The sequence below is a fragment of the Bradyrhizobium zhengyangense genome, from assembly GCF_022012555.1.
Taxonomy (GTDB): domain Bacteria; phylum Pseudomonadota; class Alphaproteobacteria; order Rhizobiales; family Xanthobacteraceae; genus Bradyrhizobium; species Bradyrhizobium zhengyangense.
Window position 1 is genome coordinate 767115 of the sequence record NZ_JAKLTZ010000003.1, and the last position, 22760, is coordinate 789874.

Sequence of the window (22760 nt, forward strand, 5' to 3'; positions counted from 1 at the left end):
AGCTCGACGCGGCCGGCAAGTCTGTCCCACTGCCGCCGCGGCCGGATACATTACGCGGGTTTGATTAAGGCTGAGTTGGGGCCCGATCTGCACCAAAATGGGACGCATTCTGGCCATCCGAAGGCGGGTAGAATGGCGGCCCGCCCCCGGGGATTTGCCTCAGCCGAGCACGTCTTGATTGATGATGTTCTGCCTGATTGGATCGCCGTCGAGCACACTCAAGATGTTGCGCGCGGTCTGCTCGCTCATGCGCTGGACCGCCTCGACAGTCACGCCGGCGACGTGCGGGGCCATAATGACGTTGGGCAGCGTGAACAGCGCATTGCTGACCGGCGGCGGCTCGACCTCGAACACGTCGATGCCGGCGCCTGCAACCTTGCCGGAGACGAGGGCATCGTACAGCGCGGCCTCCTTCACGATGCCGCCGCGGGCGGTATTGATCAGATAGGACCTTGGCTTCATCCGGCCGATCCTGTCAGCATCGAACAGGCCGACGGTCTCAGGTGTCTTCGGGCAGTGGATGGTGACGAAGTCGGCGTTCGGCAGCGCCGCGTCGAGATCAGTGACCGGCTCGCAGCCGGCGGTCTTGATGTCGGCGGCAGGCTTATAGGGGTCGTAGACCTGCACCTTCATTTCCATCGCCTGACAGCGCTTGGCGGTGCGGCTGCCGATGCGGCCGAAGCCGATGATCAGCACGGTCTTGCCGTAGAGATCGAACGGCAGCATGCCGAGCCGGTTGGCCCATTGGCCGTCCTTGACGCAGGCATGCATCTCATTGGCGCGCTTGGCCAGCGTCAGCATCATGAACAGCGCCTGCTCGGCCACCGAGGGCGAGTTCGCGCTACCCGCGACCATCAGCGGCACCTTGCGGCGGGAGAGCGCGGGTACATCGACGGCGTCGTAGCCGACGCCGATCCGGGTCACGACTTTCATGTCGCGGGCCGCCTCGAGTTCGGTCTCGCCGAACGCGGTGGCGCCGAGCGCCACGCCGTGGACCGGCGCGTGACTCTTCAGCAGAGCCTCAAAATCCTTGGCGGAGATCAGGTTCGCAAACTCGACGAGTTCGATATCGTCTCGCTGGGTGAGGAGGGCGCGCGCCCCTTGCGACAAAGTTTGTGTAACGAAAATCTTCTTCTTGTTGGTCGCCATCGCTCCCCGCCTGCTCCAAGTTTCTTAGACCGGCGTCACAGCACGGCGCCGGTCTCCTCGTTTAGCAGGTGCATGTTGTTGAGGTCCATCGCCAAACGCATGGGAGCCCCGTCCTTGGCGCCGGCATTGGGGTCGACACGGCCGCAGACCGGCGTGCCGTCGAGCCCGAAATAGACCAGCGTCTCCATTCCCATCGGCTCGGTGACGTCGAGCACGGTGTCGAAGCTCTCGACTCCCGACCCTAGATGCGCATGCGACTCGGTGAGATGCTCGGGGCGGATGCCAAGCAGCAGCTTGTCGGTACGCGGCAGCGCGTTGTAGCGCGCGGCGCGCGCCGACGGCAATGCAAAGGCGATGCGGTCGGTGAGGCGGATCTGGAGCGTGCCGCCGGCATCCTCCAGCCGACAGGGGATGAAATTCATCGCGGGCGAGCCGATGAAGCCTGCAACAAAACGCGTCGCCGGCTTGTGGTAGAGCTCGTTTGGCGTGCCGATCTGCTCGATCCGTCCCTTGTTCATCACCACCACACGATCGGCCAGCGTCATCGCCTCGACCTGGTCGTGGGTGACGTAGACGGTCGTGGTGCGCACCTTCTGGTGCACCTTCTTGATCTCGATGCGCATCTGCACGCGAAGTTTCGCGTCGAGGTTGGACAGCGGTTCGTCGAACAGGAAGACCTTTGGATTGCGCACGATGGCGCGCCCCATGGCGACGCGCTGGCGCTGGCCGCCCGAGAGCTGCTTCGGCTTACGGTCGATCAGGTCGGTGATGTCGAGCAAGCGTGCGGCTTCGGTCACCCGCGCCTTGATCTCGGCCTTGGGATAGTGCTTCAGCCGCAGGCCGAACGACATGTTCTCGGCAACCGTCATGTGCGGGTAGAGCGCGTAGTTCTGGAACACCATGGCGATGTCGCGATCCTTGGGCGGCACGTCGTTGACGACGTCGCCGCCGATCATGATGTCGCCGTCGCTGATGTCCTCGAGCCCCGCGATCATGCGCAGCGTGGTCGATTTGCCGCAGCCGGAGGGACCGACCAGCACGATGAACTCGTGGTCGGCGATATCAAGGTCGATACCACGGACGGCTTCGACATCATCGTAGCGCTTGATCACCTTACGCAAGGAAACGTCGGCCATGAGCATTCAACCCTTTGTCGCGCCGGCAGTCAGGCCAGCAATGTAGTAGTCCATCAGGAAGGCGTAGATGATCAGCGGCGGGGCCGCGCCGAGCAGCGCGCCGGTCATGATCTGCCCCCAGTTGAAGACGTCGCCCTTGATCAGCGTGGTGGTGATGCCGACCGGCAGCACGAGCTGGTCGACCGATGTCGTGAACACCAGGGGATAGAGGAACTGGGCCCAGGACACCGTGAACGCGAAGATGGTCGCCGCGATCAGCCCGGGCAGTGCCACCGGAATGAAGATGCGCAGCAGCGTCTGGAGCCAGGAGGCGCCGTCGATGATCGCGGCCTCGTCGAGCTCCTTCGGGATCGAGGCGAAATAGCCGATCATGATCCAGGTGCAGAACGGCACCGTCAGCGTCGGATAGATGAACACCAGCACATACCAGCGGTTCAGGAGCGTGATGCCGGTGAAGTCCTGGATCATCGCCAGCATCTTGAACAGCGGAATGAACAGCAGGCTGTCCGGGATCAGATAAGTCAGGAACACGCCGGTCGCGAGCGTCGCCGATCCCCAGAATTTCATCCGCGCCAGAGCGAACGCCGCGGGGATGCTGATCAGCATCGTCACGATCACGACCACGATCGAGATGATCGACGAATTCCAGAAGAATCGCAAAAACTGGTTCGAGGTCAGCAGCTCGACATAGTTCGAGAGCGTTGGGTGAAACACCCACCACGGGTTGGTTGCCGCCGAGATCTCTGCGCTGCTCTTGAGCGAGGTGATCAGCATGTAAACTGGCGGCGTCAGGAAGAAGATCGCAAACAACACCAGGAAGAAATAGGACCAGCGCAATGCCCAGGCGCGATCCCGGCTCATGCTGCCGAGTTTGCGGGTCGGTCCAGCCTTGTCGATTACGAGCGTACTCATCAGGCTTCATTCCCGCGTTTGGAGACGTCGCGCAGGATGAAGATCGCCGCGACGGCGAGGATCGGCACCATGAACAGCGAGACGCAGGCGCCGAGCGGAATGTCGCTGCTCTGGATGCCGACCTGGAATGCCCAGGTGGCGAACAGATGCGTCGTGTCCAGCGGTCCGCCCGAGGTCAGGATGCGCACGATGTCGAAATTGGCGAAGGTCACGATCAGCGAGAACAGCGTGGTGATCGCGATGATGTTGCGCATCATCGGCAGCGTGATGTACCAGATCTTCTGCCACCAATTGGCGCCGTCGATCGCCGCCGCCTCATAGAGCTGGTCGGGAACCGATTTGAGCGCGGCCAGGTACATGATCAGGAAGAACGGCGCGCCGTACCAGACGTTGACAAGGATGACGGAGAAGCGTGCCCAGAAGGTCTCACCGAGCCAGGGGATCGGGCCGACGCCGAAGAAGGAGAGCGTGTAGTTAAAGGCGCTATAGGACGGATCGAACAGCCACAGCCAGGCCAGCGTGCTCATCGCCGGCGGAATCACCCAGGGCACCAGCAGCATGCCGCGCCATTTGCGCTGCTTCTTGCCGGGAATGTTGTGAACGAAATGCGCGACGATGAAGCCGATCAGTGCCTTGAAGACCACGGCGGTGACCGCAAAGATGCAAGACTGCTTCACCACCATCCAGAACGTCTCGCGTTTGAACAGGAAGGTGAAATTGCCCAGCCCAACGAATTTGGTCATCGCCTTGTTCAGCGTCGCCAGATATAGCGAGAAGAAGGCGGGGTAGAGCACGAGCAACGCGATCAGAAGGATCAGTGGCAGCGTCAGGAAGAACGCCACGGTCGATTTCCGGCCCAGCATGTTGCGCAGACCCGAAGCTTTTCGCGGGCGCGCGTTGCGGACGAGGCGACCTTGCTGAACGACGACATCGGCCATGGAATGAGCTTTCTGACGGAAGATGAAGGAGGAAGCCGGCGACCGGTCGACTCCTTTGTCATGCGGACGGAGTGCGAGCGCGCCTTGGCGGCTCATGCCCGGAGGCACGAACCGCCTTGGCACACACCCGGCTCAGGTCCGCATAAAACCCTCGCACTCGTCCTCGGCCCAGGCGAGCGCGGTTTCCATCTTCTCACCCTGCGCGAAGCGCAACGCCATCTTGGTCAGCGTGGCCTGGAAATAGATCTGCTGGGCGATCTTCGGCGGCGCCGGTGACGCGGCGATCGACAGGGTCTGACGATGGTAGGGATCCGGATAGTGGAACAGCGTGCCCTTGGGCGGCCCTTCCTCGGCCCAGGTCTTGAGCTTCGTCATGTTCGCGTAGGCCGGGAGATCGTATCCGCCGCTCGCCACGACGAACTTTTCAATCGCCGCGGGTGAAGACAGATGGACGAGCAGGCTCTTGGCCGCCTCCTTGTTCTTGCCGAAGCTCCAGACGCCCCAGAAATAAGGAAGGAACGGCGCAAAGCGGCCCTTCGGCCCCGACGGGAAACCATGAGTCCAGCATTGCTCGGCGACCTGCGGCGCATCGCGCTTGGCAACGGCCCAGGCGCTCGGTGGGTTCATGATCATCGCGCCGCGGCCCGAGATCAGCCATTTGTTGTTGGAGGCGTCATCCCAGGACGGCGCATCGGCTGGCAACACGGCGATCAGCTTCTTGTAGAATTCGAGTGCCTGCCGCACCGCGTCAGTCTTGACGGTGACGTCGCCCTTGGCATTGACGAGCTCGGCGCCAAACGATTGGAAGATTGCACCCGCCGTATCGACGCTGTCGGTGGTCTCGCCGAGACCGATGCCGAAGGGGAAGCCGGCCTTCTGACAGGCTTCCGCCGCCTTCAGGAATGTCTCCAACGTCCAATTGTCATCTTTCGGCGGGCCGCCGGCCGGGTACATCTCCTGGACGTCGATGCCCGCGTGCTTCTTCATGAGATCGATACGGGAGCAGGGGCCCTTGATCTGGCTTCCTGGGGTTGCCGGTACTGCAAGCCATTTGCCGCCCGACTGCGCCAGATATTTGACAGTGCCGTTGACCTCGCCATTCTGCTTGATGAGCGGCTCCATGACGTCGTTGAGCGGCTCGAGGTTTTCGGAATAAGCGTGCGGCCACCAGCTCGGCATCTGAAGAATGTCGTGACCCGACTTGGCCTGTGCTTCGGCCGCCGCGGTCAGCTCAATCTTCTTGTTGTTGCTGGTGATGTAATCAATCGAAACCTCAACTTTTTCCTTCTCACCCCATTCCTTGACGAGTGCGGTGGAGGCATCGTTGGCGCCGGGCACCCAGTGGTCCCAGAAACCGATCGAGAGTTTGCCGGCGGCGTAAGCGCCTCGGACATAGGGCGCTGCGATCAGCGCCGTGGAGGACATTGCAGTGGCAGCCACAAATTGACGTCGCGTCAGTGTCTTGCGTGACATCTCGTTTCCTCGCCTTGGTTTGTTTTATTGTTCTGTCGTTTCCTTTGAATTTCCCAAGTTTGTTTTTGATTTTGTTGTTGGACGTTTCTTTTTGGCCTCGTCATCCCCAGCGGCAGATTCACGCGAGGGGACGCGGCAAATTGGTAGCGCGATCAGATCATGATTGATTGCGTCTGTCGAGAAAGCCGAATGCGTCGCGCTCTAGAACTAACGTTGTGTATGGGGCAGCGACGGCGCACGTCGTCGGTCATGAGCTGCGGCAGCTCTTATTGCGATGCACACGTGGAGCGAAGCCGCAAATGACCCGTGCGCAATTACGCCGTAGTTCCGAATAGGCTTGCATCGCCGCTTCGCGCCAAAGCTCTTTCGAGCGGGGACAGCGATGTCCGTACCTAGACCTCGGCTCGGCGAAAACGGTAGAGTTGCAACCGGCAGGAGGCCTGCCGTTTCCTTGAGAAGGCAAGCAGATCGAGATGGAGACCCAAATGATCAACCCGGCGCCGCCTGCGCGGCTTGGCCTGCGACGATGGCTCGCGCTCGGGTCCGTGCTGACACTGCTTGTCGGCGCGTCCGCGGTTGCGAATGCACAAGGTTTGGTCAAGGGCGTCCAGGACGGAGCCGCGGCTGGTAACAAGGCGGCGGGTCCTGTCGGAGGCGTCCTCGGCGGCGCCATCGGCGGCGTGGTCGGCGTATTCACCGGTGTGCTCGGCGTCGGGAATAACAACAACGGCCAGGCGCCGGCAGCCAAGGACGCCAGCAAGGATGCTGGTAAGGACGCTTCCAAGGATGCGAAGGACGCCAAGCAGTCGGGCCCGGCCAAGGACAAGGACGCCAAGACAGCAAAAGGCGCCAAGGGAGCCAAGGCGAGCAAGGAAGCCAAGAACGCTCCCCAGGACACCAAGGACAATAAGGACGTCACGGTCCTGACCCAGCCCGGCGCGCCGCAACTGACCGCCGACCAGATCGTCGCCAACAGCGATTCCTATATCGAGCGGATCAAGACCGAGCTGAATCTCACGCCCGATCAGGAGAAGAACTGGTTCGGCTTCTCCAGTGCCATGCACTATCTCGGGCACAATGGCGCGGAGCGACTCAACCTGCGGATGGAGCGGGCCAAGCGCGATCCGCCCGACGACATTATCGAGCAGATGCGCAACGAGGCGCAGTTCCTGATCGACCGCGCCGCCGACCAGCGCAATGTCGCCGATGCGGCCGAGCCGCTGTACTCGAGCCTCGATGACAAGCAGAAGCAGGTGTTCATCCAGGAGATGGTTCGCCTCAGCCATGAGCGCGGGCTGGATTGACCAGATTTGGATTGATCGAGCTTGAATCGGATTGCATGCATTGGTGGAATTTGAAGGCCACGAATTCGTGAATCCTTTTCGCAAATGGGGTATGCTTAGCTTCGCAACGAGGCTTGCGGGGTTGATATGGCGGACGGACTCTCCGTTTTCCTGGTCGAAGACGAGGCGTTGATCCGGATGATGATGGCTGACATGGTGGAAGAGCTTGGCCACCATGTCGTCGCGGAAGCGGACAATGTGCGCGATGCGAGCGCTTTTGCGATGACCGCGCAGTACGATTTCGCGATCCTCGACATCAATCTGATGGGCGTTTATGTCGATCCGGTCGCCGATCTGATCGAGCGGCGCGGCAAGCCGTTTCTGTTTGCCACCGGTTACGGGCCGGAATTGCTGCCGTCCTTGCTCCGGCGCCGGCCAATTCTGCGCAAGCCGATAGCGCTCGATCAGCTCAAGAGCATCATCGACTCGCTGTTTCCGGATATGCCCGCCAAAGTGCCGCACTGACACCGTCGACAGTGGAGGCATCGCCCATGAAAATGGCCGCCCGAAAGGGGCGGCCATTTGGTGACGGAAGGTCCGTCAGTGAATCACATCAGGCCGGCGCTGAGGTCGACGCCCTGCGCCATCAGGCTGAACGAGGCAATGAGGCCCAGGCAGCAGAAGATGACAATCGCTTTAAAAGAATAATCGTTCGACCGGGTCTGGATGGCAGCCGGCATTTCGGCGAGCGAAATCATGCTCATGTTCATTCCCCCTCTGTTTAATCCTGAATTGCATCAGGTGAGGGAACTTCTAGAGCAGAAAGTTTGATACAGGATTGCCAAGGATACTTAACGGAATCGCAATCGATCGCAGACTCCTGGCCGCCGGGCGTCAGGCCTTGCAAGCGTTAGTTGCGGCCGCCCCTTAGCACCGTCGCAATGGTGTGGGCCGTCATGGCGGCGCGGTCCGAGGCACGCTGTGCGGCCAAGCGGTCCCTCGCTTTTTCCTCGATCAACAGCTCGATCAGCGCTACCCGCTTCGTTTCATCATCCGCCTCGGTCAGCAGCCGGTGATAGCGGTGATAGTCGAATCCTACATCCTGCTTACGCATGTCACGCCCCCGATACGTACGCCACACACGCCGGGATTGTTTCGCATCGGACGCAAACGGGCAAGCACGATCCTGCATGGAACTGCGGATTGGCCGCAGTCAGCTGTGAATTGCCGGAGACAGACGATCCGTGCCGGCGCCCCTCAAGCCAGATTGTGATCGGCGAACATCTTCAGGCCGACGAAGCTTGCGTCGGGCTTCATGACAAGGCGCGTCGGGATGTTGCGCAAATAATCCTGGAAGCGCCCCTTGGCTTCGAAACGCGCACGGAACGCTGAAGCCAAGAGGAATTCCGGAAAGCGTGGGACGATTCCGCCGGCAATGTAGACGCCGCCCCTGGCGCCGAAGGTCACCGCAAGATTGCCGGCCACGGAGCCGAGGATGGCGCAAAACATCTCCAGCGTCGCGCGACTGAGCAGGCAAGAGCCGTCCAGCGCCGACTTGGTGATCGCTGCCGCATCGCGTTGCGGCACCTGGGCTTCATCGACCTCGGCCATCGCCTCGTAGAGGGATTGCAGGCCGGAACCGGACAGGGCGCCGCGCTCGATCGAGACATGGCCGAAGCGCCGGCGCATCGAGGCGATTACCCGTTCCTCGCGTTCGTTCTCCGCCGGCAAGGTGGCATGCCCGGCCTCCGTGACGACAGCGAGCCGGGAGCCGTGGCGTTCGACCAGGCAGGAGACGCCAAAACCAGTCCCGGGTCCGACCACCAGCAGTGGCTCACCTGGCATGCCGTCCTGCCCGCCGAGCGGAATCAGGTCGGCCGGCTGCAGGGCGGGCAGGGACCAGGCCACCACCTCGAAATCGTTGAGCACGTGGACGCTGTCGAAGCCGAGCGCCGGCTGGAGCTCGTTGCCGTCGATGACCCAGGGGCTGTTGGTCATGACGCAGCGGTTATTGGTAACGGGGCCCGCTACAGCCAGAACGGCCCTAACCGGCTTTTCGCTGTCGGCCCGGCGCAGCACGTCGGCGATGGCCTCGCGGACCGTTGGATGGTCGGCGACCTTCACATAGTCGATCGGTCCGATCTGCTCGCCATTGCTCAGCGCGAAACGTGCATTGGTGCCGCCGATATCGGCGAGAAGAATGTTTCCTGTCTTGCCGATACTCATGGTCCTTTGGCTGCCGTGGCCTTTGGCCACAGGAACCGTTCTCCTCTGCTTCGTCGCTGCGATCCGTATGGCGCGGATACCAGAGATTCCGCTCTTGGGCACAGCTAGTCAACACGGACCCCCCAAAAGCGTTGCATTCAGGACGGTGGTTGCGAAGCCGGGCGGGAAGGTCGACATTGGCGAGAGCGGCCGGCGCCCGATGCGCCGGTCAGACGGCATTGGACTTGCGATTGGGAAGCGATTGGGGCCTCTCGATGAAGATATCCGACCGCGACGTGCTGCTGGTGATCGACGTGCAGAACGATTTTTGCACCGGAGGGGCGCTCGCCGTTCCCGGCGGCGAGAAGGTCGTCCCCGCCATCAACCGGATCGCCCAAAAATTCGCCAATGTGGTGCTGACGCAGGACTGGCACCCAGGCAATCACGTCTCCTTCGCGCCGAACCATCCGGGCAAGCAGCCGTTCCAGACCATCGAGTTGGACTATGGCACCCAGGTGCTGTGGCCGACCCATTGCGTCCAGGGCACGACTGGTGCCGAATTCCATCGGGATCTGGACCTGACGCGGGCAAGCCTGGTGGTGCGCAAGGGCTTTCGCCGCGGGATCGATTCCTATTCGGCGCTGTTTGAGAATGACAAGACGACGCCGACCGGCCTGCTGGGCTATTTGCGCGAGCGCGAGCTGAAGACCGTTTTCGTTGCCGGCCTTGCGCTCGATTTTTGCGTCCGCTTCTCCGCCGAGGATGCCCGCAAGGCTGGCTTCGAAGTTGCAGTGATCGAGGACGCCTGCCGTGGCATCGACCTCGACGGCTCGGCCGCGGCGACCCATCGAAGTCTTGGGGAGCTCGGTATTTCCGTCGTCAGCCTGGAGGCGTTCTTGTGAGGATCAATCGGTAATGGTGGCGGAGAAGACCAGTCAGCAGCCCGAGGAGGCGGGGCGTGGCCCCGATGACCCCATGCTGTGGCCGTTTGCGGCAGCAAAGCTCGCGATGGATGCCTGCTTCTGGTGGTTGGAACGCAGCCCGACGGAGCAGGGCGAAAGCGAGCTCCCCTGGACCACATCAGGCACCGTAGCATTGGAGCTTGCCACCATGCGGCTGCGGGATTGCGCGCCGACGCGATCCGGCCAGCCGGCGCTTATTTGCGCGCCCTATGCGCTGCACCGGGCCCTGATCGCAGATTTTGCACCCGGTCACAGCGTGGTGCAGTCGCTGCAACAGGGCGGTATCGATCGGGTCTATCTTACCGACTGGCGCTCGGCCACGCCTGAGATGCGCCACCTCTCGATCGACAGCTATCTGTCCGATCTCAACGTGGCTGTCGACGAGATCGGCGCGCCGGTCGATCTGGTCGGCCTGTGCCAGGGCGGCTGGCTGTCGCTGCTCTATGCGGCGCGTTTTCCGGCCAAGGTACGGCGGCTGGTGCTGGTTGGCGCGCCGGTCGACCTCTCGGTCGAGTCCAGGCTGGCGCAGCTCGCCCGCAACGCGCCCGAGATGGTCTACGATCAGCTCGTCGCGCGCGGCGGCGGCAATGTCAGCGGCGAGGAGATGCTGCATGTCTGGTCGAAGGTGCCAGGCCCCGACGACATCGCGGCGGCATTGCAGCGAGACCTCTCGGACGAGGAGGGGGCGGTCCTGCTGGCGCGCTTCGACCGCTGGAACAGCGAAACGCTCAATTTGCCCGGCACCTACTATCTTCAGATCGTCAACTGGATCTTCCGCGAGAATCGGATCGCATCGGGTCATTTCACTGCGCTCGGCCGTGCGATCGACCTGAGGGACGTCAAGGCGCCAGTGTTCATGCTGGCCGGGCTCGATGACAATGTCGTGCCGGCCGCGCAGGCCTTTGCCACGGGGAAGCTCCTCGGCACGCCGCCGGCTTTCGTCGCAGCACGCTCGGAGCCGAGTGACCATCTCGGTCTGTTTATGGGTGCGCGGACCCATGCCCATGCCTGGCCCCGGATCGCCGAATGGCTGCGCAACGACCTCTCCGGCGTGCTGGCGCGCAGCGCCTGACATCAGCGTGGCTTGCAAATCCGTTATGCATGACGACGGATGGCCTGCACGGGGCTCGGTCGATGGGCTACATAGAGTCGAGAGCCGGCCGCGGCCGGTCCGACAAGATCTAAGGTCCTTTGCGCGATGAGCTTCCACTCGATCTACGCCCACGGCTTTGCGCGCGTTGCGGCCTGCGTCACCACCTCCCATGTGGCTGATCCCACCGCCAATACGAAGGCGATCATCGCGGCGGCAAAGACCTGCGACGCGCAGTCGGTCGCGGTCGCCGTGTTTTCCGAGCTATGCCTGTCCGGCTACGCGATCGAGGACCTCGTCAAGCAGGATCCACTGCTCGATGCCGTCGAGCGCGGGCTCGCGTCGATCGTCGAGGCTTCGTCGGGCCTGATGACCGTGCTGATCGTCGGTGCGCCGCTACGCTTTGGCAATCGCATCTATAATTGTGCCGTCGTCCTTCACCGCGGCCGTATTCTGGGCGTCGTGCCCAAGATCTATCTGCCGACCTATCGCGAATTCTACGAGGGCCGCCATTTCGCCTCGGGCGCCGGCATCGCCGGTGAGGCGGTTGCCATCGGCAAGCTCCAGGCGCCGTTCGGCACCGACCTGCTGTTTGCGGCCGAGGACGTGCCCGGTCTCACCATCGGCGTCGAGATCTGCGAGGACATGTGGGTTCCGGTGACGCCGGCCTCCGAACTGGCACTGGCCGGCGCCAGCATGCTGATCAACCTCTCGGGCAGCCCGATCACGATCGGCCGGGCGCGCTCGCGTGCGCTGCTCTGCCAGTCGACCTCGGCGCGCTGCCTTGCGGCCTATGTCTATTCCGCCGCAGGCGCCGGGGAATCCACCACGGACCTCGCCTGGGACGGCCAGACCTCGATCTACGAGAATGGCGTGCTGCTGGCCGAGGGCGAGCGCTTCAGGCAGGACGGCCAGATCACGATGGCCGACGTCGACCTCGACCTGCTCAGGCAGGAGCGTGCCTTGATGGGCACGTTCGACGACAACCGCCGGCAGCGCGAAGCGCTATTCCGGAAAGTGACATTCGCCCTCAAGCCGCCGTCCGCGGATATCGGCTTCCTGCGCAAGGTCGAGCGTTTCCCGTTCGTGCCGAGCGACGAGCATTTGCTCGAGCAGGACTGCTACGAGGCCTACAACATCCAGGTCGCGGGCCTCGTGCAGCGCATGCGCGCCACCGGCACCAAGCGTGTTGTGATCGGCGTATCGGGCGGCCTCGATTCCACCCACGCGCTGATCGTCGCCGCCAAGGCCGTCGACCTGCTCGGCCTGCCGCGCGAGAATATTTTGGCCTACACCATGCCGGGCTTCGCCACCGGCAGCGAAAGCAAGACCAATGCACTGGCGCTGATGAAGGCGTTGCAGACCACCTGGCAGGAGCTCGACATCCGCACCACCGCCACGCAGATGCTGAAGGACATCGGCCATCCCTTCGGCAAAGGCGAGAAGGTCTACGACGTCACCTTCGAGAACGTGCAGGCGGGCCTGCGCACCGACTATCTGTTCCGGCTCGCCAACCATCATGGCGGCATCGTCATCGGCACCGGCGACCTCTCCGAACTCGCGCTGGGCTGGTGCACCTATGGCGTCGGCGACCAGATGGCGCATTACAACGTCAACGCCGGCGTGCCGAAGACGCTGATCCAGCATCTGATCCGCTGGGTGATTGCTTCGAAGCAGTTCAGCCGCGATGTGAACGGAACCCTGGCCTCAATCCTCTCGGCCGAAATCTCGCCGGAGCTGGTTCCCGTGAAGCCGGGCGAGAAGCCGCAAAGCACCGAGGCTTCCGTCGGGCCCTACGAATTGCAGGATTTCAACCTGTTCTACACGCTGCGCTTCGGCCTGCGGCCGTCCAAGATCGCCTTCATGGCGTTCCAGGCGTGGAAGGATGTCGCCGAGGGCGAATGGCCGCCGGCATTCCCGGCCGATAAACGTCGCGCATACGATCTTAAGGAGATCCGCCGCTGGCTTGAGGTGTTCCTGCGACGGTTCTTCGCCTTCAGCCAGTTCAAGCGCTCGGCGATGCCAAACGGGCCAAAAGTTTCAGCCGGCGGCTCGCTGTCACCGCGTGGTGACTGGCGCGCGCCGTCGGATTCCAGCGCCGCGGCCTGGCTCGAGGACCTCGAGCGAAACGTGCCGAGCTGAGGGCGCGGCGGGTCGGCATTGCCAGGGAGACGATCTGATGTCGGCCGGGGACGGGTCGGAAGCGGGCGAGGAGGCCAGGGTCGTCAACGGCCTCTACATCTTCGACATCGAGATGCGTGACGGCAAGCGCGGTCAGGCGAGAGGCGTGGTCGTGCTGTGCGACGGGCGCATCATGGGTGGCGACAGCTATTTCTACTATACGGGCAGCTACACCTTCCGGAACGGCAAGTGGCGCGGCGACATGATCGTCAACCAGCACACCGAGGCGGTCGGAAGGACTCTCGCCTTCGGAGGCAGGGAAGTCACTTGCGGCTTTTCGGGGGACTACTCGGCCGGCGGTGCGGAGGTTGAAGGCATGGCGCTGGTCGGCAAGACCAGCGTGACGTTCACGGCGCGGCTGACATTAAAGGATGCGATGTAGGGCGACCTGATCTTCCCACGAGCGAACGACGATTCGGCTCAGGAACATTCGTACCGACGGGGCGTTCGCGTCTGTCATTGAAATCGAGCCGTCAACGGTGGGCTCGAGTGCGTGGACGGATTCACTGAGCGTGACGGTTCAGATGCCGGGCGGCGGCTCATCCACCCCGATCCCGCTCGGTACCGCCGCCGGCGATATCATGGTCGCGACGCAAGGGCAGGGTGACTGCACGGTGACTATCGATCCGCAAACGCGCCGGGTGCTGGACCGGCAAGGCTCCGCCAAAACGACTTCGCGCCGCGCGGCTCATAAAGCCGGCGGCGCGAAATTGCGTTCGAAGTAGAAAGTTCCGAGGTCCGGAGTGCCTAGGAGTCCGGACCTCGTCACCTTGCCCCAGCCTTCAATCCCCCGCCCCATGTGGTCCCCCAACCCCATGGTGCGCGATCAGAGGGTGATGCCCGTGGAAGTGGCCGCCGATCGATGTCCCGCGATGTACGCGAGTTGTGGTTAGGATTCCATTCCGGATCACTACGGACTGAAAAACACTTGATCCAGCACGCGGATGTATGCGCATGCGCACGCTGCATTTGCCGCTGCACGAAATCATGCAAGCGCGCGACACGATGTCCACATCTCATGCAGCTTGCGGAACCTCGATTTCACCGGCCTGTCATTGAACTGGTCTAGCGCTGCTCTCCGTCATCGCTGACGATCAAGGGAGCAAGTCATGTCGAAGCCGGTGTTGGGCGCCGCACTGTCCATCAAGTCGATCCCCGCTCATCGCGACTGGCTTCTCGAACGGCAGCGCGATCTCGAAATTCAGGATTTCTTCCGCGCCGATCTGCTTGACGGCGACTGGCGCACGCCCGCCGCTGAAATCAAGCAGATGCTGTCGGGCCACACCGGGCGCCTCGGCATCCACGGTCCGTTCTGGGGCTTCAAGATCGACAGCCACGATCCCCTGATCCGCCAGGCCGTGACCAAGCGGCTGCTGCAAGGCCTTGATGCTGCGGAATTCCTCGGCGCGACGCAGATGGTCATGCATTCGCCCTTCACCACCTGGGATCACAACAACCTCGATCTCTATCCTGATAACCGCACCAACATCGTCGAGCGCGTCAAGGCGACGCTGGCTGAGGTGATCGCGCGCGCCGAGACCATCGGCTGCGAGATCGTCATCGAGAACATCGAGGACAAGGACCCGCGCGACCGCGTCCGTCTCGCCAAGGCGCTCGAAAGCAGCAAGGTCCGTGTCTCGCTCGACACCGGCCACGCCAACTACGCCCACATCTCCACCGGTGCGCCGCCCGTCGATTATTACGTCGAGACCGCCGGCGACATGCTGACGCATGTGCATCTCCAGGACACCGACGGTTTTGCCGACCGCCACTGGGCGCCGGGTGAAGGCAACATCCCCTGGGTGGCCGTGTTCCGTGCGCTCGACCGGCTGAATTCCAATCCGCGGCTGATCCTCGAACTGCGCAACCATGACGACGTCCGCAAGGGTGCGGCGCATCTCGCCGCGCTCGGTCTCGCCGAATAACAGACATCAGAGGGCAGGGTCACCGCCATGAGCAAGCTTACCCGTCGTACGATCCTTAAGTCCGGCGGTGCCGCCGCCGGCACGCTGCTGCTGCCACGCTTTGCGATTGGGCAGGCCGACAACCGTCCGTCGGTGACGATCGCGGTGCAGAAGGTGACCAACGCCAACGTGCTCGACGTGTTGCGCGAGCAGTCCAACGTCGGCGAGCGCGTGTTCTTCTCATCAATCTGGGAAGGCCTGATTTCCAAGAACTGGCGCGGCAATCTCGAGGCCATGCCCGGTCTTGCCACCGAATGGCGCCGCATCGACGACCAGACTGTGGAAGTGAAGCTGCGCCAGGGCGTGAAATTCCACAATGGCGACGAGCTGACGGCCGAGGACGTTCTCTTCACCTTCAGCCGCGAGCGCATGTTCGGCGAGACCGAGGCCAAGAGCCGCAGCACCATTCAGGCGTTCGAGAAGATCCCGATGCCGAAGCCCGGCAAGGAATTGCCACCCGACGTGCCCGCGGTTGCGCGCCGCATCTGGCCGGACCTCGTGCGCGTCGACGCCGTCGATAAATACACAGTGCGCTTCTACAACGCGACGCCCGACGTCACCATCGAGGGCCGGCTGTCGCGCTATGGCTCCGACATCGCCAACCGCCGCGCCTGGGACGAATCCGCAAGCTATCTCGACTGGGCGCGCAAGCCTGTCACCACCGGTCCCTACAAGGTCGTCGAGCTCAAGCCCGACGTGTCGCTGACGCTGGAAGCGCACGACGGATATTGGGGCGGCCGTCCGCCGCTCAAGCGCATCCGCTTCCTGGAAGTCCCTGAAGTGGCGAGCCGCATCAACGGGCTGCTCTCGGGCGAATATCAGTTCGCCTGCGACATCCCGCCGGACCAGATCGCCGGCATCGAGAAGAATTCCGCGTTCGAGGTGCAGGGCGGCACCATCCTCAATCACCGCCTGACGGTGTTCGACAAGAACCACGCCGTGCTCGCCAACCCGCTGGTGCGCCGCGCCTTCACCCACGCCATCGACCGGCAGGCCATCGTCGACAGTCTGTGGGCCGGCCGCACCCGCGTGCCGAAGGGCCTGCAGTGGGAGTTCTATGGCGACATGTTCAACGCCGATTGGGACGTGCCCGCCTATGATCCCAAGCTCGCGCAGGATCTGTTGAGGCAGGCGAACTACAAAGGCGATCCGATCCCGTACCGCCTGCTCAACAATTACTACACCAATCAGGTCGCGACCGCGCAGGTGCTGGTCGAGATGTGGAAGTCGGTTGGTCTCAACGTTGAGATCGAGACCAAGGAGAACTGGTCGCAGATCATGGAACGCGCGCCGACGCGTGCGGTGCGCGACTGGTCGAACTCGGCGGCCTTCAACGATCCGGTGTCGTCGCTGGTTGCCCAGCATGGTCCGAACGGCCAGCAGCAGCAGATCGGCGAATGGACCAACGCCGAGCTGAACAAGCTCTCCGAGTTCCTGGAGACCTCGACCGACCGCGCGGCACGCAAGAAAGCTTTCCACCGGATGCTGGAGATCGCCGAGCGCGAGGACCCCGCCTACACGGTGCTGCACCAGAACGCGACCTTCACGGCCAAGCCGAAATCGATCAAATGGAAGGCGGCCCCGGCGTTCGCGATGGATTTCCGCGCCGGCAATTTCGAGGCGTAGGGCGGTGACGCCGCTCATCAGCATCCAGGGCTTGAGCGTTGCCTTTGGCGGCGTGCCGGTCCTGCGGGGCGTCGATCTCGCGCTTGGCAAGGGCGAAGCTCTCGGCCTCGTCGGCGAGTCCGGCTCGGGCAAATCAGTCACGTGGCTTGCCGCGCTTGGGCTCCTGCCGCGACATGCTGATGTCTCGGGCTCCGTCCGGCTCGACGGACGCGAGCTGCTTGACGCGCCGGCCTCCGAGCTCGACAAGGTCAGGGGCGGGAGGATCGCCATGATCTTCCAGGATCCGGCGAGCGCACTCAATCCGGTGCTGACCATTCGCAAGCAACTTTGCGAAGCCTTGGCGCTGCATCGCGATCTCTCCGGCGAGGCCGTGAAGGCGGAAGCGCTGCGGCTGCTCAACCTCGTCGGCATTCCCGACGCGGCGCGGCGGCTCTCCGCCTATCCGCACGAATTCTCCGGCGGCCAGGTCCAGCGCATCATGATCGCGATGGCGCTTGCCGGAAATCCTGACCTGCTGATCGCGGACGAGCCGACCACCGCGCTCGATGCCACCATCCAGGCGCAGATCCTCGAACTGCTCTCCACCATCCGCCGGGAGATGAACATGGCGATGGTTTTGATCAGCCACGATCTCGGCGTCGTCGCCGAAAACTGCGACCGCGTTGCCGTGATGTATGCCGGCCGCATCGTCGAGCAGGCGCCCGCCAACCAGCTCTTCGCCGACCCCGTCCATCCCTATGCGCAGGGCCTGATCGGGGCGCTGCCGCCGCTCGACGGGCCGCGCCGTCGCCTAACCGCCATTCCCGGCGCGGTGCCCGATCCGGCGCACATGCCCGGCGGATGTGCCTTCGCGCCACGCTGTGCGCTGGCAGCCGAACCGTGCGGCCTTGCCGCGCCGACCCTTGTGCCCATCGCCGACGATCGCACAGTGGCCTGCATCCGCGCCGAGGCCTCGCGCCGCGCGCTGCTCGGGATCGCCGCCGAATGAACCCGCCGCTCGTCGAGGTGTCCTCGATCTTACGCAGCTATGCGATGCGTTCCGTGATGTTCGGCCGCGCGACGGCTGTGCATGCCGTTGACGGCGTATCGCTGACGATTCCCAAGGGCGAAACACTCGGCCTCGTCGGCGAGTCCGGCTCGGGCAAGTCCACGACGGGACGCATCGTGCTGGGCCTTGAGCCGCCCGATCGCGGCGAAGTGAGGTTCGAGGGCAAGCCGATGGCGGCGCTCGGAACGCCAGCGTGGCGCGCGCAACGCGCCCGCATGCAGATGATTTTTCAGGATCCGCTGGGCGCGCTGGACCGACGCCTGCCGGTCGCGACCCAAATTCGCGAGCCCCTGGATATTCACGGCATCGGCACACCGGACGAGCGCGAAGAGCGGGTCCGTGAATTGTTCCGGGCGGTCGAGCTGACGCCTGCCCATGGCGCGCGTTATCCCGGAGCGCTCTCCGGCGGCCAGCGCCAGCGCGTCGTGCTGGCGCGGGCGCTGGCAACGAAGCCGGATTTCCTCGTCTGTGACGAACCGGTCAGTGCGCTCGACGTCTCGATCCAGGCGCAGGTCGTGAACCTGCTCTGCGATCTCCAGGCGCAGCTTGGGCTGACGCTGCTGTTCATCAGCCACGATCTGCGCGTCGTCAGGCAGATCAGCAATGTCGTCGCCGTGATGTATCTCGGCCGCATCGTCGAGATCGGCAGCGCCGACGATCTCTTTGCGCGCCCAGAACACCCGTACACGCAAGCGCTGGTCTCAGCGTCACCCGCGCCCGGTCGCCGCAGCGCGGGTCGCATCATGCTCTCAGGCGATCCGCCGAACCCGGCCGCGCGTCCGAACGGCTGCGCATTCCATCCGCGCTGCCCGCGCGCCATCGCGCGCTGCGCGAGCGAGGTGCCGGCACTTTCCGCGGTCGGCGGCGACAGGCAGGTGGCCTGCCATCTCGTCACGGGCGCCCAAACGCGGGATGCCGCGTGATGGGACGCTATTTCGCCATTCGAATCGGACGCGCGGCGCTTACGATCGTGCTCGTCGTCACCTTCGCCTTCGTCGTGCTGCGTCTCTCGGGCGATCCCGCGCTGATGATCCTGGGCCCGGAGGCGCCGCCGGAAGTCCTCGCCGCGTTCCGCAAGGCCTGGGGCCTCGATGACCCCATCTGGTTTCAGTACCTCGATTACTTCGGCGCCATCGCCAAGGGCGAACTCGGCCGCTCCATGCGCGACGGAAGGCCCGCGATGGAGCTCGTGCTGGAGCGAATTCCGGCGACGCTGGCGCTGACGCTGCCGGCCTTTGTGTTCAAGGTCGCGCTTGGCATTCCTGCCGGAATCTATGCCGCGCTGCATCGCGGTTCGGCCATCGATCGCGCCGTGATGATGACGGCGGTTGCCGGCTTCACCGTGCCGAGTTTTGTCCTTGCGCTGCTGCTGGTGCTGATCTTCGCCGTGCAACTCGGCTGGCTGCCGTCAGGCGGACAGGACAGCTGGCGTCACGCTATCCTCCCGATCGCGACACTCAGCCTTGGCGGGGCCGCGGTGCTCGCACGTTTCACCCGCAGCGCGATGCTGGAAGTGCTCGGCCAGCCCTATATCCGCACGGCGTCGGCCAAGGGCGTGCCGTGGCGCAAGGTCGTGACCTCGCATGCGCTGCCAAACGCGGCGATCCCGACCGTGACCATTCTTGGCTTCATGATCGGCTCGCTGATTGCGGGTGCGGTCGTGGTCGAGAGCGTGTTTGCCTGGCCGGGGGTAGGGCGGCTGCTTGTCGTCGCCGTCGCCAACCGCGATCTCGCGGTCGTGCAGTGCATCTTGCTGCTGGTTGCACTGACCATGGTGACGTCGAACCTCGTCGTCGACTTCCTTTACGGCTTCCTCGATCCGCGCTTGCGCGCCAAAGGAGCGCATGCATGACCGAGGCAACGCTGAAGGACACCGCTGTCAGCAGGCGCATCAGCCTGCCGGCGATCCCGATCTCGGTTACGCTCGCAATCACCTGGATCGTCGCGATGCTCGTCATCGCGGCCTTCGCCGAGAAGTTCACGCCCTATGGCTATACCCAGTTCGACCTGCACAATCGCCTCTCTGCGCCCGGCCATGTCGCGCATTGGCTCGGCACCGACGAGCTCGGCCGCGACGTGCTGTCGCGCCTGCTCGTCTCGATCCGCATCTCGCTGCTGATCGCATTCGGCGCGACCGCGATCTCGGCCGTTGCAGGTACCACGCTCGGCTTCCTCGCCGCGCATTTCCGCGGTGCGGTCGAGCAGCTCGTGCTGATGCTGTCCGATTTCCAGGCCAGCATGCCGTTCCTGATCATGGCACTCGCCGTGCTCGCCTTCTTTGGCAACTCCCTGCCGCTCCTGATCGGCCTGATGGGCCTGTTCGGCTGGGAGCGCTACGCCCGCATTGCGCGGGGCCTTGCCATCTCCGCCAATGCGCAAGGGTACGCCGCTGCCGTCCGACAATTGGGGGCGCGGCCTTCGCGGATCTATCTCAGGCACATCCTGCCGAACATCGCCTCGACCCTGATCGTCTCGACGACGCTTGTTTTCCCAGAGGTGATCTTGATGGAGTCGGGCCTGTCCTTCCTCGGCCTGGGCGTGCAGCCGCCGATGACCAGCCTCGGCAACATGGTCGGCTACGGCCGCGAGTATTTGACCCGGGCGCCCTGGATTATGCTGGCGCCGGCCACGACGATCGTGGTCACGACGCTGTCCGTCTCCGTGATCGGCGATTGGCTGCGCGACAAGCTCGATCCGACCCTGCAATAGGCGCGCGCCGGGAGCAGGGGAGGCCTGCACCGGGCCAATCCGGGGGTGTCAGGGGCAAGTTCCCGTTGCGCCTGACCACCCCGTGCGCTATCCGGCCGGAAAGGCCTGAGGCGGCTCCAAATTTTCCGCCCGGCCGGTCAACCCCGAGGACGGAAACCGCCATGCCAGCCTATCGCTCCCGCACCACCACCCACGGCCGCAACATGGCGGGCGCCCGCGGCCTTTGGCGCGCGACGGGCATGAAGGACGGCGATTTCGGCAAGCCGATCATCGCGGTCGTCAACTCCTTCACCCAGTTCGTGCCCGGCCACGTCCACCTCAAGGACCTCGGCCAGCTGGTCGCCCGTGAGATTGAGCAGGCCGGCGGCGTTGCCAAGGAATTCAACACCATCGCGGTCGACGACGGCATCGCCATGGGCCATGACGGCATGCTCTACAGCCTGCCGTCGCGCGAGCTGATCGCCGACAGCGTCGAGTACATGGCCAACGCCCATTGCGCCGACGGCCTCGTCTGCATCTCCAATTGCGACAAGATCACGCCCGGCATGCTGATGGCCGCGCTGCGGCTCAACATCCCCGCCGTGTTCGTCTCGGGCGGGCCGATGGAAGCCGGCAAGGTCAAGCTGCAGGGCAAGACCAAGGCCGTCGACCTCATCGACGCCATGGTGGCTGCTGCCGACTCCAAGGTCAGCGACGAGGACGTCAAGGTGATCGAGCGCTCGGCGTGCCCGACCTGCGGCTCCTGCTCGGGCATGTTCACCGCCAACTCGATGAACTGCCTCACCGAGGCGCTCGGCCTGGCGCTGCCCGGCAATGGCACGGTCGTCGCGACCCATGCCGACCGCAAGCGCCTGTTCGTCGAGGCCGGCCACACCATCGTCGATCTCGTCCGCCGCTACTACGAGCAGGACGATGCATCCGTGCTCCCGCGCAACATCGCCAACTTCAAGGCATTCGAGAACGCCATGACGCTCGACATCGCCATGGGCGGCTCGACCAACACCGTGCTGCATCTTCTGGCCGCCGCCCACGAGGGCGAGGTCAAATTCACCATGCAGGACATCGACCGCCTGTCGCGCCGCGTGCCCGTGCTCTGCAAGGTTGCGCCCTCGGTCGCCGACGTGCATGTCGAGGACGTGCATCGCGCCGGCGGCATTTTGGGCATTTTGGGCGAGCTCGACCGCGCCGGCCTGATCGACACCTCTGTTACGACCGTGCACGCGCCGACCATGAACGAGGCGCTCGAGCGCTGGGATATCAAGCGCTCCAAGAGCGAAGCGGTGCGGACCTTCTATCGCGCCTCGCCCGGCGGCATCCCCACCCAGGTCGCCTTCAGCCAGGACCGCCGCTACGACGAGCTCGATGCCGACCGCGAGAAGGGTGTCGTGCGCAGCATCGAGCACGCCTTCAGCAAGGATGGCGGTCTCGCCGTGCTCTACGGCAACCTCGCGCAGGACGGCTGCATCGTGAAGACCGCGGGCGTCGATTCTTCGATCCTGAAATTCTCCGGCCCCGCGCGCGTGTTCGAGAGCCAGGACGCGGCCGTCGAAGGCATTCTGGGCGGCAAGGTCGTCGCCGGCGAGATCGTCGTGATCATCTACGAAGGCCCGCGCGGCGGCCCCGGCATGCAGGAGATGCTGTATCCGACCAGCTATCTGAAATCGATGGGCCTCGGAAAGGCTTGCGCGCTCGTCACCGACGGACGTTTCTCCGGCGGTTCGTCGGGTCTGTCGATCGGTCATCTTTCGCCGGAAGCGGCCGAAGGCGGCAACATCGGTCTCGTGCGCACCGGCGATGTCATCGCCATCGACATCCCGAACCGCAGCATCAACCTCGAGATCTCCGACGAGGAGCTCGCGAGCCGTCGCGCGGCCGAAGAGGCGAAGGGCGATGCCGCCTGGCAGCCGGCTGCGCGCAAGCGCAACGTCTCGACTGCGCTGCAGGCCTACGCTGCGCTCACCACCAGCGCTGCGCGCGGCGCCGTGCGCGAAGTGAAGCGCCGCAAATAGACGCATCTTCCGTGGGTGTGATCGCAACTCTTGCGCTCACGCATGGTCAACAAGTTCTGAACGGCCGGCGATAGC

At 63.9% G+C, this 22760-nt stretch carries 22 protein-coding genes; 14 read left to right on the forward strand and 8 right to left on the reverse strand.

Features of this window, described 5'->3' with window-relative positions:
* Positions 1-159 precede the first annotated feature (159 nt).
* From L6639_RS14310 to L6639_RS14330, 5 genes are all read right to left on the reverse strand, one after another.
* Positions 160-1149, reverse strand: coding sequence for a hydroxyacid dehydrogenase (locus L6639_RS14310; protein WP_237862322.1), 990 nt, complete (start codon positions 1147-1149; stop codon positions 160-162).
* 35 nt (positions 1150-1184) lie between these two features.
* Positions 1185-2285 (reverse strand): ABC transporter ATP-binding protein, encoded by a 1101-nt coding sequence (locus L6639_RS14315; protein WP_237862323.1) that lies wholly within the window; start codon positions 2283-2285, stop codon positions 1185-1187.
* Positions 2286-2291: 6 nt separating this feature from the next.
* Complete coding sequence (locus L6639_RS14320; RefSeq protein WP_237862324.1) at positions 2292-3197, reverse strand: carbohydrate ABC transporter permease; 906 nt, start codon at positions 3195-3197, stop codon at positions 2292-2294.
* Positions 3197-4135, reverse strand: a complete 939-nt coding sequence (locus tag L6639_RS14325) for a carbohydrate ABC transporter permease (protein ID WP_237862325.1) — start codon at positions 4133-4135, stop codon at positions 3197-3199. The genes L6639_RS14320 and L6639_RS14325 overlap by 1 nt, the downstream gene beginning before the upstream one ends.
* Positions 4136-4267: 132 nt before the next feature.
* Complete coding sequence (locus L6639_RS14330) at positions 4268-5608, reverse strand: ABC transporter substrate-binding protein (RefSeq protein WP_237862326.1); 1341 nt, start codon at positions 5606-5608, stop codon at positions 4268-4270.
* Positions 5609-6093: 485 nt separating this feature from the next.
* Here L6639_RS14330 and L6639_RS14335 point away from each other — a divergent pair, with 485 nt between their 5' ends.
* Positions 6094-6912, forward strand: a complete 819-nt coding sequence (locus L6639_RS14335) for a Spy/CpxP family protein refolding chaperone (protein WP_237862327.1) — start codon at positions 6094-6096, stop codon at positions 6910-6912.
* A 126-nt stretch (positions 6913-7038) separates the two neighbouring features.
* Complete coding sequence (locus L6639_RS14340; RefSeq protein WP_237862328.1) at positions 7039-7416, forward strand: response regulator; 378 nt, start codon at positions 7039-7041, stop codon at positions 7414-7416.
* Between the two features lie 83 nt (positions 7417-7499).
* On the opposite strand, the gene L6639_RS14345 is transcribed toward L6639_RS14340, so the two are convergent.
* The 3 genes from L6639_RS14345 to glk form a co-directional block, all read right to left on the reverse strand.
* A complete protein-coding gene (locus tag L6639_RS14345) occupies positions 7500-7649 on the reverse strand; it encodes a hypothetical protein (RefSeq protein ID WP_237862587.1) in 150 nt (49 codons plus the stop codon).
* Between the two features lie 152 nt (positions 7650-7801).
* Entirely contained in the window at positions 7802-8005 is a 204-nt protein-coding gene (locus L6639_RS14350; RefSeq protein WP_237862329.1) for a hypothetical protein, read from the reverse strand.
* Positions 8006-8148: 143 nt separating this feature from the next.
* Positions 8149-9117 carry a glucokinase gene (gene glk, locus L6639_RS14355; protein ID WP_237862330.1) on the reverse strand — a complete coding sequence of 323 codons (969 nt, stop codon included), beginning with the start codon at positions 9115-9117 and terminating at the stop codon, positions 8149-8151.
* 254 nt (positions 9118-9371) lie between these two features.
* Between glk and pncA the strand changes: the two genes are divergently transcribed.
* From pncA to ilvD, 12 genes are all read left to right on the forward strand, one after another.
* Positions 9372-9998 carry a bifunctional nicotinamidase/pyrazinamidase gene (gene pncA / locus L6639_RS14360; protein ID WP_237862331.1) on the forward strand — a complete coding sequence of 209 codons (627 nt, stop codon included), beginning with the start codon at positions 9372-9374 and terminating at the stop codon, positions 9996-9998.
* A 16-nt stretch (positions 9999-10014) separates the two neighbouring features.
* Positions 10015-11130 carry an alpha/beta fold hydrolase gene (locus L6639_RS14365; protein WP_377818701.1) on the forward strand — a complete coding sequence of 372 codons (1116 nt, stop codon included), beginning with the start codon at positions 10015-10017 and terminating at the stop codon, positions 11128-11130.
* Between the two features lie 126 nt (positions 11131-11256).
* Entirely contained in the window at positions 11257-13290 is a 2034-nt protein-coding gene (locus L6639_RS14370) for an NAD(+) synthase (RefSeq protein ID WP_237862333.1), read from the forward strand.
* A 37-nt stretch (positions 13291-13327) separates the two neighbouring features.
* The gene (locus tag L6639_RS14375; protein ID WP_237862334.1) at positions 13328-13711 is read left to right on the forward strand and encodes a GrlR family regulatory protein; all 384 of its coding nucleotides are present in this window, start codon (positions 13328-13330) and stop codon (positions 13709-13711) included.
* Positions 13712-13841: 130 nt separating this feature from the next.
* Positions 13842-14054, forward strand: coding sequence for a hypothetical protein (locus L6639_RS14380; protein ID WP_237862335.1), 213 nt, complete (start codon positions 13842-13844; stop codon positions 14052-14054).
* Between the two features lie 384 nt (positions 14055-14438).
* Positions 14439-15254, forward strand: coding sequence for a sugar phosphate isomerase/epimerase family protein (locus L6639_RS14385; RefSeq protein ID WP_237862336.1), 816 nt, complete (start codon positions 14439-14441; stop codon positions 15252-15254).
* A gap of 27 nt (positions 15255-15281) precedes the next feature.
* Entirely contained in the window at positions 15282-16919 is a 1638-nt protein-coding gene (locus tag L6639_RS14390; RefSeq protein ID WP_237862337.1) for an ABC transporter substrate-binding protein, read from the forward strand.
* A gap of 4 nt (positions 16920-16923) precedes the next feature.
* Positions 16924-17907 carry an ABC transporter ATP-binding protein gene (locus tag L6639_RS14395; RefSeq protein WP_237862338.1) on the forward strand — a complete coding sequence of 328 codons (984 nt, stop codon included), beginning with the start codon at positions 16924-16926 and terminating at the stop codon, positions 17905-17907.
* Entirely contained in the window at positions 17904-18890 is a 987-nt protein-coding gene (locus L6639_RS14400; protein WP_237862339.1) for an ABC transporter ATP-binding protein, read from the forward strand. Before L6639_RS14395 ends, L6639_RS14400 begins: the two co-directional genes overlap by 4 nt.
* A complete protein-coding gene (locus tag L6639_RS14405) occupies positions 18890-19819 on the forward strand; it encodes an ABC transporter permease (protein WP_237862340.1) in 930 nt (309 codons plus the stop codon). Before L6639_RS14400 ends, L6639_RS14405 begins: the two co-directional genes overlap by 1 nt.
* Positions 19816-20676, forward strand: a complete 861-nt coding sequence (locus L6639_RS14410) for an ABC transporter permease (protein ID WP_237862341.1) — start codon at positions 19816-19818, stop codon at positions 20674-20676. The genes L6639_RS14405 and L6639_RS14410 overlap by 4 nt, the downstream gene beginning before the upstream one ends.
* Positions 20677-20837: 161 nt before the next feature.
* Complete coding sequence (ilvD, locus tag L6639_RS14415) at positions 20838-22685, forward strand: dihydroxy-acid dehydratase (RefSeq protein ID WP_237862342.1); 1848 nt, start codon at positions 20838-20840, stop codon at positions 22683-22685.
* Positions 22686-22760 lie beyond the last annotated feature (75 nt).